We start from the raw sequence: 14,577 nt of genomic DNA, 5'->3' as shown, positions 1-14,577 counted from the left end.
AGCCTGGTTCGAACAGATCTGAATGCTGTTCGAACCGGGCCTGTCCGGGCCTGTGCCGGGACATATCTGTCCTCCCGGAAACCGCCTTTTCCGGGAGGATTGGCCCGATTCCCCCGCAAAAACATTTCCGTATGTAATGTTGGTCAGGTGTTTCTGTTCGTATGCAATGACCGACTCTTCCTCTGATTCGCCATATCCCAAGGGAAGTTGTTTCCGGTTTTTTGAAAAAATTTCGACCTGTGCGTTTAAATATAGCTATTTGAAATTAAAGAGAGATGTAGGGTGGGTGGAGCGAAGCGGAACCCACCGTTTACTGAATTTCGGTGGGTTCCGCTTCGCTCCACCCACCCTACAAAAATTGTAACCGCACAGGTCGAAAAATTTTGTTTTCACATTTTACCGAAGTGCATCATTCTGAAGTTAAAAATTTTACGCACCGCGGACAGGAACAGTATGGGGTGATGAAAATGTTTCCAAGGCTCTGAAAAAGCTGATCCCGTTTTTGTTCCCCTCATTTTTTAACTGCCTGATTTTTAAGTCATAAAAAATTTGCGGAATAAAAATGGGATCGCAATTGTCAGCCCGGTTTGTGACATTTTCATCACCCCAGGAACAGTATGAGCGGCATATATGCGGCGGATGCGGACACAGACAGAAAGGCCAGGTTTGAAGCGATTTTTATCTTGCAGAAAATGACAGAATGATGATACGCATTAGCTATGCAGAAAGTCAGCAATCTCTTTGATTTCGCTCCCACACTTTGCCTCACTGCCATCATAATTAAAGATCATTCAAAGTGGCAAAAACAGTTTCCGGTGAGGGAGGCGAATTACTGACAGAGATCGGAAAAACCTGATCATCAGGTTGTACGGATTCATAGGAGAAAGATATGGAAGCATTACAGCCATTATCCCAAAATGACTGGGAAGCCCCTGATCCGCAGGATATCAGTCATATTGTCACAGAGGATTCCGTAAACAACTGGGAGGCTCCCGAACCGCCGGATATCAGTCATATCATTACGGAGGATGACACACCCGTGGACAACTTGTTTTCTGAAAAACAGCAACGTCTTCTCACGGAATCGCTGAACAGTTCGTGGAACCCGGGCAGACACTTTCTGACCTCGGCCAATGTGGGGATTTTTCACGCCACCAAAACACCGCCAATTGTGCCGGATATTTTTCTGAGTCTGGATGTTCAGGTGGCAGATGACCTGTGGGATAAGAAGAACCGCTCCTATTTTCTGTGGGAATTCGGAAAGCCGCCGGAGGTCGCTGTCGAAATTGTATCAAATACCAAAGGCGGGGAAACCAACATAAAATTTCAAAAATATGCTCAGATCGGGGTGTGGTATTACATTATTTTCGATCCGCAGCAGCTGATTCAGAAAGACGCGTTACGGATTTACGAACTGCTGGCAGGACAGTATGTCCCAAAAGCAGATCGCCGACTCACGCATATCGGGCTTGAAATGACGCTGTGGGAAGGGGAGTTCGAGGAAAAGCACGGGCTATGGCTGCGATGGTGTGACAAAGAGGGAAACCTTATTCAGACCGGGGCAGAGAGAGCCAAAGCTGAAAGACAGCGTGCCGAAGCTGAAAGACAACGTGCCGAAGCTGCTGAAAACCAGCTAATTTCGGAAAAACAGCGTGCGGAACGTCTGGCAGCAAAACTCCGATCTTTGGGGATTGATCCGGAAAATCCTGAACTCTGAGCATCGGATTTACTCATCCGACAGGAGCATTATAAATAAGCCAAGTACCTGTCCATAAATTTTCAGGTATAAAGCCGCCATCAGACCTGCGAGGTTTTCAAAACCTCGCAGGTCTTCGGATACCGAAAAATTTTGGTTGGTTACTTACTTAAAATGTATGACCAAATAAATTCTGACAGGTTGTCCGGATGTAAGACAATTTTTCAAATTGTTTTTTATTGTTGCATGAAAGATTTATAATACCGGTAAGTTATTACCGAGAACATATGAACACAGGGAAGATATGATGAAACTTCATGAAAAGGCGATCATGCCAAAAGGTTTTAAATGTGCCAGTAAAAATTGCGGGCTTAAAGACAAGGGGAACGACCTGTCTGTTTTTTATTCGGAAGTCAGAGCAAACGCGGCCGGGATTTTTACGAAAAATAAATTTCCAGGATGTCCGGTGATTCTGGGAAGGGAAATTATTAAAAACGGGTTGTTACGGGCCATTATCGTAAACAGCAAGGTCAGTAATGTCGGAACCGGCAGACAAGGCATTGAAAACGCTCGGAGAATGGCGATTGCAGTTTCCAAAGAATTCAGTGTTCCGCAGAATGAAGTGATAATGAGTTCAACCGGTGTTATTGCAAAGCCGTTGCCCATAGAACAAATTGAGAAAGGCGTAAAGGGTATTTCCAAACTGTTAAATGATGATCCCATTGCAGGCGCTGAAGGAATTATGACAACAGACACCTATCCCAAGGCCCTGTCTGTGTCGGTTGATGACGCGGTGATAACCATTATCGGAAAAGGTGCAGGCATGATAGAACCGAACATGGCGACCATGCTGGTTTATATTTTAACAGATGCTGAGATGGAAACGCCTGTGTTAGATGATATGCTTCGCAAAGCTGCTGACAAATCATTCAATATGTTATCTGTGGACACAGACACCAGCACCTCGGACACTTGCCTTATCATGGCAAACGGCCTGGCCGGGAAAGTGGATGAAAAACGCTTTTCAGAAACATTACAGTTTGCCTGCATTGAAATGACAAAAATGCTTGCCAGAGACGGAGAAGGTGCCACCAAACTGCTTTTGGCGAATATACTTGGTGCCAAAACAGAAGACGAAGCAAAATTTATTGCCAAGGCAATTATCAATTCACCGCTTGTGAAAACCATGGCATATGGGGCTGATCCCAATATTGGCAGAATTCTCATGGCAATCGGGAAATGTACGGCCTGTGAAATTCAGCCTGAAAAAATAGAAATTAAAGTGAACAACAAACTCATTTACTTAAATGAAGCCAGAGTTGATTTTGACGAGGCTGAAGTGAGAAAGCTGTTAAGCGGTGATTATGTTGAAATCACAGCAAACCTGAATGTCGGCACGGGACAGGCCACGGCTTACGGCTGCGATCTGACCGAAGGTTATATAGAGGAAAACGCAGCGTATTATTCTTCCTGATAGTTATTCAGAACGTAGGGTGGGTGGAGCGAAGCGCAACCCACCGCACAAGGTGGGTTGCGCTTCGCTCCACCCACCCTACATTTTTGTATCGGGTATGTTATTTATTTCGAGTTGCCTTATTGAGTGATAGTTATTCAGCGAACCAAGACAAGGAGTGCGAAAATAAAATTTTCGCACTCCTTTTTGACAAATATGGAGAATAAAATTATAAGGAAATTGTTTAAGACAATACCAGTAAGAATTATTCTTCCTGTGGTGCTGACAGTACTTCTGTTTGTCATGACCATTTTTTTGCTGATACTCCCGCTCGTGGAAGCTAAACTCACCGAAGGAAAGCGTGAGGTTATTCGCGAACTGACAGAAGTAGCGTGGAGTTCTCTGAATGTTTATGCGGAAAAGGAAAAAAACGGTCAGCTCACCCTCGGGGAAGCCCAGGCATCGGCCATTGAACATCTTCGCAGCCTGCGTTACGGGCCGGAATTAAAAGATTATTTCTGGATTAATGACATGCACCCCCGCATCATCATGCACCCTTACCGGCCTGATCTGGAAGGAAAGAATATTTCCAATTTTGCAGATCCGAGCGGAAAGCGGCTGTTCGTCGAATTTGTCAAAACCGTAAGCGCGTATGGGGCCGGATATGTGAATTATCAATGGCAATGGAAAGACGATCCCAGCCGGATTGTCCCGAAAATTTCCTTTGTAAAAGGCTTTGAACCCTGGGGCTGGATCGTGGGTACCGGGATATATGTGGAAGATGTTCGCAATGAAATTGCTACCATCACCCGGCATCTGACCCTGATGTGTCTGGGAATACTCGTCATCATCATGGCGCTTTCTTCGTATATTATCTGGCGGAGTGTGATGGTGAAAACAGAGAAAAAGCGGGCCGAAGAACAGGCCAGGCTGCGTCAGGAGCAACTCTTCCATGCCGCCAAAATGGTCTCACTGGGAACCCTGGTCTCAGGCGTGGCACATGAGATTAACAATCCTATCACATCTGTCATGCTGAACACGCCGACCCTTCAGAAAGTATGGGATTCTGTTTTGCCCATCCTGGACGAACACTGCCGGACAAAGGGGGAGTTCCGTGTGGGAAATATGGATTACACCCGGATTCGGGAGCGGATCCCTTTTCTGTTGTCGAGCATTGAGGACGGTGTCAGGCGGGTCAAAGAGATTGTCACTGATCTCAAGGACTTTGCTCGGGATAAGCCGGCTGAAATGTCCGACGTGATTCATGTCAATGATGTCACCCAAAAGGCCATCGGGCTTGTGTCCAACCTGATCAAAAAATCCACTGATAATTTTTCAACCCATTATACGGCAGATCTGCCCGCGTTCAGAGGCAATGCCCAGCGGATAGAACAGGTTGTCATCAATTTGCTGGTGAACGCCTGCCAGTCCCTGCGGGACAGCCAGGGGGCAATCAGCGTATCCACAGGATATGATGCTGAATCCGAGTGTGTATTTATCCATATCCGGGATGAGGGAACCGGCATTCCGCAGGATGTGATTCAGAGAATCACAGACCCTTTTTTTACCACCAAACGGGACAGCGGCGGCACGGGTCTGGGACTGGCTATTTCGGAAAGGATTATGCAGGACCACTGCGGAACACTGGAATTTATTTCTGCATCGGGAAAGGGAACAACTGTCAGGGCATGCTTTCCGGAATTGAGAATTGAGAATTGAGAATTGAGAATTGGAAATTTGCTATATATCGAAAAAAAGGAAGCACGGAGGGAGTACAATGAGTGATATGCTGAATCCGTCGCATCCCATTATGATTGTGGATGATGAAGAGGCGATTCTCCTGGCCATTGACACCACTTTGCAGATGGCCGGTTTCAACAATATTATCACCTGTCAGGACAGCAGGCGCGTCATGGATATTCTTTCCGGACAGGCAATTGACGTTATGCTTCTGGACCTGAATATGCCCTATATTGACGGGGAAAGATTGCTGGACACAGTCACCCGGGAGATTCCGGATGTTCCGATCATTATTGTCACCGGGGCAATGGATGTGGAAACGGCTGTTCGGTGTATCAAATCCGGGGCATTTGACTATATTGTCAAGCCTGTGGAAGAAGACCGGCTGATCACGGCTATCAACCGCGCCATCTCTTTTCAGGAACTGAAACGTGAGAACCTCGCGCTCAAACAGCATATTCTGGCGGACACACTGGAAAAGCCCGAAGCTTTCAGGGATATTATCACCAACAATAAGAAAATGCTGCTCATTTTTCAATATATCGAGTCCATCGCTCGCACATCTCAGCCCGTACTGATCAGGGGGGAGACCGGCGTGGGAAAGGAGCTGATTGCCAATACCCTGCATACCCTCAGCGGTCTTAAAGGGAATTTTATTGCCGTGAATGTGGCCGGACTTGATGACAATGTTTTCTCAGATACCCTTTTCGGGCATGTCAGAGGGGCGTTTACCGGGGCGGAACGGGTACGGAGCGGGCTGATTGAACAGGCGGCCGGTGGCACTTTGTTTATGGATGAAATCGGAGACCTGAATCATGCGTCACAGGTAAAGCTGCTCCGGCTTCTTCAGGAAGGCGAATATCTGCCCCTGGGTCAGGATGAGCCTAAACAGACAAATGCCCGGATTGTGGCCGCCACCAATCAGAATCTTGCGGAACTTCAGAAGGCTGGTAAATTTCGCAAAGACCTGAATTACAGGCTCCGTACCCATCGCATTTATATCCCGCCGCTGCGTGAGCGCCTGGATGATATTCCGCTGCTCGCGGATCACTTTCTGGATGAGGCCGCGCACAGTCTGAAAAAGAAAAAGCCGACCCCGCCAAAGGAATTGTTCACGTTGCTTAAAAATTATGCTTTTCCCGGAAATATCAGAGAATTAAAATCCATGATCTTTGATGCTGTAAGCAGACACAAATCCGGCATACTTTCTCTGGAGGTGTTCAGATTCCACATTGGCCCGGAACACACTTCTGAAAACCCTTCTTGCGGGGAACAGAACGCGGATGACGCGTCGCCGGTCATATTTTCAGGTAAGCGGCTGCCCACCATAAAGGAGGCCACGGAACTGGTCGTGGCCGAAGCCATGAAACGGGCAGACGGGAATCAGTCTGTTGCTGCCAAAATGCTGGGGATATCACAGCAGGCACTGAGCAAAAGGCTAAAAAAAAGGGGGCAGAACTCAGGATAATATCTTAATTTATCACTCGATGATCAAATTTTTTTCTGTCATTCCTGCGAAAGCAGGAATCCACCGCTCCCGGAATCGCGGCATCGGTAAAAAACGGATTCCTGCTTTCACAGGCTTCGGCGAAATCAGACTTCGACAACAAGCTCAGTCGGGTCGTCCGAACGAAATGACAAGCTGTCCGACCGGATCGGATCAGAAAACTTGATTATCAAGTATCAGCATCTGTCAGGTTTTAAACTTGAAATCAGTCATTTACAAACATATCCGTAAATTTCGGATATGTCTCCCTGTTGTCCGCGGGTTTTTTTTGTGTCTTATTCTCATAAATATCTTCCGAATATTTTCGTATCTCTGTATCGTTCAGGGATATTCATTCCGAGGGGGCCGGATGAATGGTCTTTCCAAAAGGCATTATAATCATAATTTTTTTTATTTTTTATTGACATGCCTTTTAATAAGCAGTATTTTGAGACATTCAAGGTGCTGTCATAGCTTAATAGGGAATCCCGTGAAAATCGGGAACGGACCCGCCGCTGTTATCAGGGACGAACGCCACATAATACCACTATTCAATTATTCGGATGGGAAGGTGTGGCAAATAGGATGATCTGAAAGTCAGAAGACCTGCCTGAAAAAAACGTCTGATCTTCGCGGAACGTTGACAGACACTGAGATTTCGAGGATAAAAAAGGGGCATCCCGGATCGAATTTTATTCGACTCGGGATTTTTTTTGTATTCAGACTATCACCATTAACTATCTGAAAAAATTATATATTTTATTATGCGTGGCAGGCTGAATTTTTTTATGAGAAAAGGAGAATGAGTAATATGTTGAAACACCTTTGGTTAACCGGTATCTTCTCCGCTTTTTCCGTATTTGGAATAAAGACAGGACTCGGACTGAGTGCTCAGATATACAACCGGGAGATATCGCTTGAAAAAAAACTGCTTTTTTCAGTAGCAGTGCTTGATAAAATTCCGGTTTCACTTTCATGCTTCGTTGTGATCGCAAATCATGACCGTTTATAGGAGAGTCATTTGTGATTTGTGATTTATTTGTAATTTGCAATTTAAGTATCTGGCAAAAGTTTTTGTACATTTTTTTTATATACAGGACAACAAGTTGCGGCACAGGAAGAAACCCGGCTTTTTTTATCCGGACAGGGCGCCTTCCCCGCCGGAAAAAGCCGGGTTTCTTTGCGGCCTCTCTTTTTATAAGCAAATGTCGGAAAATTTATGGTTCGGTACTTATTTATGATTTGCGATTTGTGATTAAAAAAGGGCATCTTCGGATCAGAGGGTCTGGAGGTGACAAAATTTTTTTAGAAAAAGGAGATAGAGATTATTTATGAAAAGATGTATTGTCCCAATTCTGCTGGTGTTTTTTCTGGTAAGCAACGCGATTGCTCAGGATGAGAAAACAGATGTCCATAAACTGGATCAAATTGTGGTGACTGCCACAACTCAGTCAAAAATGCTGGACACTCCGGCAAGTATTTCCATCATAACGGCTGAGGAATTGGAGGAGACAGGGGCTAAGGATATTGTTGAGGCACTCAGGAAAATTCCCGGGGTGGATGACACAAGCTCAAAAAATTCTGCCATCACCATACGAGGCACAAGGAGTTCCATGGCAGGAGGGCCTGTGATACTTATAGACGGCGTTCCTCAGAAGATCGGTGATTACAGATATGACGAATTCAGCTTCATACCAGTTTTCCAGATTGAGCGCATCGAGGTGCTGCGCTCCGCGGGAATCGCTTACGGACCAGGTGCCGCAAGAGGCGTTATCAACGTGATTACAAAAAAGGGTAGAAAAGATAAGCCCCTGAGCTTTGACGGGTCCCTTTCATACGGTTCATGGAACACTCATGACGAATATGTCGGACTTTCAGGACGATCAGACCAGTGGGACTATTTTCTCAACGCCTCAAACTACAGTACAGATGGATATGAAGATGAAGAAACCGACCGAGTATCGGGTCTTTTGAAACTCGGGTTCAATGTCTCGGATCAGACCCGTATCGGGATTCGCGGCAATATCATTCAGAAAGACAGCAAATCTGTTTACGGATTTGTTAAAAAAGACTGGCATTTGGAGCATTACAGGGAAGATATCCATTTCCCTGTCAGTGAAACAGACCCCACCATGTGGTGGCACACGGAAAAGGATCAGGATGACACAAATGTTGCCCTTGAGCTTTCCCACAGGAGTGAAAAAACCTTTATAAATTCCGCGCTGTCATGGACCGGCTATGAAGAAGACTTTAAGGATCTGCATTATCTGTATGTGAAACCCAAGAATGTGTATCATGACGACAAGGAGCAGGACGCATATACATTCACCTTTTCCGGGGGCTATAACGCGGAGTTCGGAGGTATCTGCTACACCCCCTCTTTCGGTATCACTTTTGAAGACTTGGCGTTTGATCAGACAAGGATTTATCCGAATAACCCTGACAAAAACACGGCTAAGTATAATTTTGAAATTGATGAGACCCATTACGGCATGTTCTGGGATAATGATTTTCTTTTCGGAGATCATTGGGGCATGAGGATAGGCGGACGATGGGATAAGGCCGAGATCAAACTCAGGGACAAGGTTCCGACCGAGGTTGATCAGGATGACAGCATGTTCAGTTGGCTTGTCGCACCGTCTTATCATCTCAGCAAAAGAGCAAATATCTATGCGTCCGCAGGCAGAAATTACTGGTTTCCCACACCGCGATATTATGCATGGGCAGCGGAAAAGGGCGGTGAGCTGAACCGTCCCGAAGACCTGAAACCCGAGGAATCCATGACCTATGAACTGGGATACAAGCATCTGATCAGCAAAGCTTTCAATATTCGCATGACCACATATTTCACAGATTATAAGGACAAGTTTTCAAGCATTTATGACCATTCCAACAATAAATCCCTGGGTCAGAAAAATGTTGGCGAAGCAGAAGCAAAAGGGATTGAACTGGAGATAGATGGTCGTGTTTCTTCGTTCTTTGGGTATCGCTTTGCCGGCACATATCAGAATATCGAGTGGAAATCAGGGGAGATGCGTGTGTATGAACATCCGTCAAATGACAGAGTTTTCAAGGATTTGGAGGGATATGATATCTACGGCATTCCTGAATACAGCGGCGTATTCGGATTTGATCTTTATCCGCTGGACGGACTGAAATGCAGTGCGGATATAAACTATACTGGAAAGAAATATGTGGATTATACGAATACTATAGAATATGATGCAAAAACCACGGTTGACGTTAATATCTCTTACCGTATGAAAAACTGGAAATTCTGGTTTCTCGGCAAAAACATCTTTGATGAGGAGGTCGAACGCGTGAGCAACTCCACCGGCAAACTCACCGGAGCTGACGGTGAATATGATAATGCTTATTATATTCAGGACGGGGCTTATTTTGAGGCGGGTGTGAGTTATCATTTCTGATTTTAAGTCATAAATGAAATTTTAGCACCTTTTAACGCCCGCTGTCCTCTGAAAAAATGTGCTAAAATTTCATTTCACCACTCCAATGTCCGCCCCCAATTTTTTCTATTTTTCCAATTTTGCTACTATTCAAGGTTTGTTTTCAAATATTTAACCCTGCTTCCCGATTTTTCCTGCTCTGTGTGTAGTTGATTATAGTCTCGGCTCAGGCACAAGACGAAGCACTTCAGATTAAGCTTGCACTCCTGCCGAGTTTGTCAGAGGGGATCTGCTTCCATTTACCACGGCCGTCAGTTCTTCGTAAAGTTTCATCATTTCTTTCCCGGATCCGGACAGCTTAACCAATTCGAGTTCTTCCTCCAGAGAATCCCTGAAGTTCACTTGTGATTTGTAAAGGAGGGAATCAACGGATGCAATGGGCAACCCATTTTTCCACAGCAACCAGGTGATGCTACAAATCATCTTTGAATCTGTCTTAAAATATTCTATTATACGCCTGACCGGGTTTTCAATATCCTTCTTGTTAAATAGCAAAGGGACAACAGCAATGCACTGATTCAGCAGCATAAGAGAAGATGAATTCACATCAATCCTTTTCATTGACCATAAATGATAGGCTGAATCGAAAAGGCCAAACCAGAGCGATTTTGCCGAATCTGAATCCATGCTCTCTTCAGGATTGTCAACTGTCCATAGAATTGCTCCTGTGCCGACACGAATCAGCAATTGGCTCGGATAACACGCTGCCATGTCATTTGACGGCATTTGATGGAGTACTCTGTTGCGCTGATGTTGCAACGACTTCCAGGCTTTTGAGAATTCCTTCACGGGTTCCTGCGTCTGAGCCAAAATCCGACCGATATTATAGGATATCCAATTCAAGGCGCCTGGCAAATGAGGATTGCAGATATAGTCAATAAAAGGGTCTCGCTTCTTTATCAGGTCTGTGAACCAATTCCAAAGTTTCTGAGTTTGTGGTGATTGTTCTCCTGAGTCATCCGCTCCATATTTATTGTCTCGGATTGACAGCGATTCTTCTATCAGCACGGCACTCAGATAATATTGCATACTGTTGTCTTGAAGAACAGGAAGTCCTTGTTTCAGGAGATGATTGATTTCGGAATCATCTTCTTTGCCATGTCCGAAACTCTCTTCTTCAAGTTTCCAGATATTTTGCATCAGTTCCAACATATTACATTTTTCAGCCAGCTTTTCAGCAAGAATGTCAATCGCACGTTCTGTGAGAGACCATTCTCTTTCCTCGCCTCTCTCATGCTCTCGGACCAGTTCTCCGACATGCTGACGGACGAGCAAGGCAATGAAGCCCGCAGATATGATCTTACCGTCTGGTCTTTCGAGAACCGATTCAAAGACATGATCAAACCATTCGGGGATTTCCCGTTCTTCCAAGTCTTTCAGGCTGTCAGGATCCTTTTTACTGAGAACTTTAAAAACTTTTTCCGCAAACCTGAACGCGGCCATCACCCCATAAAGCGCTGCTGTTTTTCTTTGCTCCGCCCATTTGCCGCGCTCATCAAAAACCGGAGAAGACTCCCTGATCAGCTTCAAAATGGACTGATGATCCTGCTCCAGTTCAGAATGCATAAGGGCGAGTTTTTTGATACGCGGAAGCGGAAGGTTTTCCAAGGCTTCAACCCATGCCTCAAAATCAAGCTTGTGCAATATTTCAAGCTTTATAAAGGGAATGAACTTATCATCATAAAAACCAGGTTGAGAATCCCAAACATAAAAGGGATTACCCATTTTCTGCCATTCAGCCTTTTCAAATTTTATTTCGGCTTGATCTGTGGGATCATTCAGGTTGAAGTAAGCGGATATTTCTGTTGATACATCAGACAACAAGGCAATCCATTCTTCTCTTGCTTTACCATGTTTAAACACGGCTTCTTCAAAATTTTTTTCAAAAGACGGCCAGAACTGACCGACGACTTCAAAGCATGAAAACGCCAGTTCCATTTGAGCCGGGTCAGATTCATTTTTCGCAAGTTCAAGTGCGATAACTCTGCCGAAAAGACACCCGGCCGCGTCCTTCTCTGTCCCATCCGATCTGTCAGGTTCCTGGAGCATATCAATTATGGCTTCACGTAGTTCCGGACGAATGGATAATATATAGTCTTTAAAAAAATCTGAAGAATTCTTCATTGTCTGAATAAACAATGGTTCCTGATAAACAGCATCCGAGATATGATTCGGCAAAGATGTGGCTAACGAACCGAATTCTCCGGCTGCATACTTTCTCCACCATTCGGCAATCGCTTCTTCCAGAGCATCTTTGTCTGATATTCCGTTAATATAGTCCTCTGCCTGTTTCGCTCGTTTATTTTGGTGAATCAGAAATTTATTTGCTGATTTGAGATATTCATCAATCATTTTTTTCATCTCCTGATAGGTTCACAACCTAATCTAATCCATAATTTCGTAAAGAAATCTCCGGCATTTGTATCCCCCGCATTCCACCCCAGGCTTACCGCGTTCAAAGCCGCATCACGTCCGCCAACATCTGATCCGAAATGCCACAGCACATTGTCCACAATGGCGAAGCGGTCATGGATAAGGGAGGACATCCGTTTATTCACCAAATTTGTACAAATCGCTATTGGAAGACTTTCCGCCACTGCCTTATGGTCTTTGCGGGCATTTTTTAATCTTTTCACTTCATCTTCGGCTGTTGCTCTCTTGGAACCGCCCGGCATGGCAATTATTTTTATGTCTTCGACATTTGAAACTGCGACGGCTTCACAAATCGTATCAATCCCATTCTGTCCGCTCGGCTTTTTCTTCTGAAGAAAATTTTTGTCAATGATCCACAGACGACTTTCTGCTTTTCTGATCGCTTCAAGGAATGGAACAAGTTGCTCATTTGCCTCATAAGACGAATGCTTTTCCAGATCGTTTAATTCGGGAAAAGTTGGCAAACAGCCATCTGGCGACGGCCAGGCAATTGTTGCGCCCTGCCCTGTTTTTGCCCTGCTCAGATCGCTGATGTCCTTAATCCATTTGCTTCGTTTCGCCATCTGCCCGCTCTCCGCCCTCAATCCATTTTTGCAGTTCCTCGGATTCCTTCCATAGTGTTTCAAGTGTGTTGCGGACCGGACCCGGATCAGGAAATCTGATAGCAGCGGTCAGTCTGCGGCCAAGCTTGTTTAAAGAGCTGCCGATTAACCAGACCTGATTGTCCACAGCGAGAAACCTGTCGTGTGCATCTGGTTTTTTTCCGGTCATCACTTTGATTGCTATCTTATTTGTCTCTGCCCGAGTTTGCCCTGAAAACTCCCGACAGAATTGATCAAAAATCTTTGCGAATTCTTTGGGGCCAAACTTGTCCTTTGATAATCTTAATAAATTGAGAAGCCTTTTAAAATAACGGTTTTGGTTTTCTGAAGATGAATCCTGGATATGCTGCTCATGGGCAAGTAGTTTGAAACCCTTGGCCGAAGTCAGAATCTGAACCAAAACAGACGGATCATGAGGAGCCAGTCCGAATCGGATCAGCTCGTGAAGCGTTGTGAAATAAGGATCAACAATAAGCACTCGTTTTTTGGCAGGTCTGATAATTCCCTTGACAAAACCTTCAGCTTCATTTGTCTGATCTCTGAATAAGTGCTGGTCCAAACGCGTTGCTTCCGAACGGCGTTGTCTCATCTTCTGAGACGCTATTATGACTTTAAGCGCTGGAGGAAGCGGCTGATTTGATCCGATGGTGCTTGAACCGACAGGATGTATCAAATCTGTTTCATATTCGGCAGAGGATCCTTTGTTTTCGTCTTCAAGAATTATTTTCCTCGTGGCACCCCGAATGCTTATGTTTGATCTGATTGATCTGATGAAGGTCATGGGTTTGTCCCAAAAAAGTACGCCTCGGTGCGGACAAGTTACGGAGATATCCATCTTGTATATTTCATGACCAAAATCAATCTTTAATTTAGGGGAGGACAGGTCAAATGTTCTGATGTTCACTGCCCCTGTGGGACGGATATCCCGAACAGTGAGTTTCAAATTCTTAACCGTTTGGCTTGGCCAAAGGTAAAAATTAAGAAGTGCTGATTCAAAGTTCTCCTTATTCTGACTTGGTATTCCCTTTATGTCAACATCACGAAAAATCGGATTCGGAGCGATCAGATGTATTGAACCGAGCAATTCGGGGTAGTCTTTGAAATTAAAAAAAAGATGGTCAGACAACCATTTCAACGCCTTATCTTTTTGTTTAGGATTCCACAAAGAATTGGTAAATTCGTCTTGAATCGGGATGAGATGATGCAATCTCGGGCAGCAATGCCAGTCAGCCAAAAATGGAACAGTTTGCAAATCTGATTCAATGACAGTCGTCAGGTTGGGCCATGCAGGCTCCTCGGACAGTGAGGCTAGTTTGTATTTTCTCGGGTTATTACACTTTAATTCCAAAGCTAGCCCTTGACGACAATCCTTATACCATTTGATTGCCTCATCTGCGGAAACCTGAAATCGTTGCAAACCTATTGAGTAATTGCCCAAATTTTCGTAGATGGGAGCAGTCTCCGATGGTAGTGCAATACCTTTGGGGAACAATTCGACCATGCCAAAAATAAGGAATCCCTCGCTTACAGATTTGTCCCAGTTCCATGCCAAATGAATGAGAGCTTGATCATAATCCCTCTCCATGTTTTTTTGGGGATCAACGACCATGTTCACTTTTGAAATAGGCATTTTCAAATTCCTTTCGCCATGATAGCTTATTTGATTCAGTGTATTACATTGATAAATTGTGTGACGGCCT

At 44.8% G+C, this 14,577-nt stretch carries 9 protein-coding genes and 1 riboswitch; of the genes, 6 read left to right on the top strand and 3 right to left on the bottom strand.

What is annotated here, in order from left to right; all coding sequences use genetic code 11:
• Nucleotides 1-889 precede the first annotated feature (889 nt).
• The 6 genes from dnm_RS05935 (at nucleotide 890) to dnm_RS05910 (ending at nucleotide 9,803) form a co-directional block, all read left to right on the top strand.
• Nucleotides 890-1,717, top strand: coding sequence for a Uma2 family endonuclease (locus dnm_RS05935; RefSeq protein ID WP_207681777.1), 828 nt, complete (start codon nucleotides 890-892; stop codon nucleotides 1,715-1,717).
• Nucleotides 1,718-2,000: 283 nt separating this feature from the next.
• Entirely contained in the window at nucleotides 2,001-3,170 is a 1,170-nt protein-coding gene (gene argJ / locus dnm_RS05930) for a bifunctional glutamate N-acetyltransferase/amino-acid acetyltransferase ArgJ (protein WP_207681776.1), read from the top strand.
• A 219-nt stretch (nucleotides 3,171-3,389) separates the two neighbouring features.
• Entirely contained in the window at nucleotides 3,390-4,868 is a 1,479-nt protein-coding gene (locus dnm_RS05925) for a cache domain-containing protein (protein ID WP_207681775.1), read from the top strand.
• A gap of 58 nt (nucleotides 4,869-4,926) precedes the next feature.
• Entirely contained in the window at nucleotides 4,927-6,357 is a 1,431-nt protein-coding gene (locus dnm_RS05920; RefSeq protein WP_207681774.1) for a sigma-54-dependent transcriptional regulator, read from the top strand.
• Nucleotides 6,358-6,818: 461 nt separating this feature from the next.
• A riboswitch (cobalamin riboswitch) is annotated at nucleotides 6,819-7,003 on the top strand.
• Between the two features lie 183 nt (nucleotides 7,004-7,186).
• Nucleotides 7,187-7,387, top strand: a complete 201-nt coding sequence (locus tag dnm_RS05915; RefSeq protein ID WP_207681773.1) for a hypothetical protein — start codon at nucleotides 7,187-7,189, stop codon at nucleotides 7,385-7,387.
• Nucleotides 7,388-7,706: 319 nt separating this feature from the next.
• The gene (locus dnm_RS05910; RefSeq protein WP_207681772.1) at nucleotides 7,707-9,803 is read left to right on the top strand and encodes a TonB-dependent receptor; all 2,097 of its coding nucleotides are present in this window, start codon (nucleotides 7,707-7,709) and stop codon (nucleotides 9,801-9,803) included.
• Between the two features lie 231 nt (nucleotides 9,804-10,034).
• On the opposite strand, the gene dnm_RS05905 is transcribed toward dnm_RS05910, so the two are convergent.
• Genes dnm_RS05905 through dnm_RS05895 form a run of 3 tightly spaced genes read right to left on the bottom strand, consistent with a single transcriptional unit; the run spans nucleotide 10,035 to nucleotide 14,507 of the window.
• A complete protein-coding gene (locus dnm_RS05905; RefSeq protein WP_207681771.1) occupies nucleotides 10,035-12,194 on the bottom strand; it encodes a hypothetical protein in 2,160 nt (719 codons plus the stop codon).
• A gap of 5 nt (nucleotides 12,195-12,199) precedes the next feature.
• Nucleotides 12,200-12,838 carry a hypothetical protein gene (locus dnm_RS05900; RefSeq protein WP_207681770.1) on the bottom strand — a complete coding sequence of 213 codons (639 nt, stop codon included), beginning with the start codon at nucleotides 12,836-12,838 and terminating at the stop codon, nucleotides 12,200-12,202.
• Nucleotides 12,813-14,507, bottom strand: a complete 1,695-nt coding sequence (locus tag dnm_RS05895; RefSeq protein ID WP_207681769.1) for a VPA1262 family N-terminal domain-containing protein — start codon at nucleotides 14,505-14,507, stop codon at nucleotides 12,813-12,815. Before dnm_RS05895 ends, dnm_RS05900 begins: the two co-directional genes overlap by 26 nt.
• Nucleotides 14,508-14,577 lie beyond the last annotated feature (70 nt).

Origin of the sequence: Desulfonema magnum (assembly GCF_017377395.1) — a bacterium.
In the GTDB taxonomy this organism is placed as follows: Bacteria; Desulfobacterota; Desulfobacteria; order Desulfobacterales; family 4be13; genus Desulfonema_C; species Desulfonema_C magnum.
The sequence above is the reverse complement of the archived record's forward strand: the minus strand, read 5'-3'. Positions and strand labels throughout refer to the sequence as shown.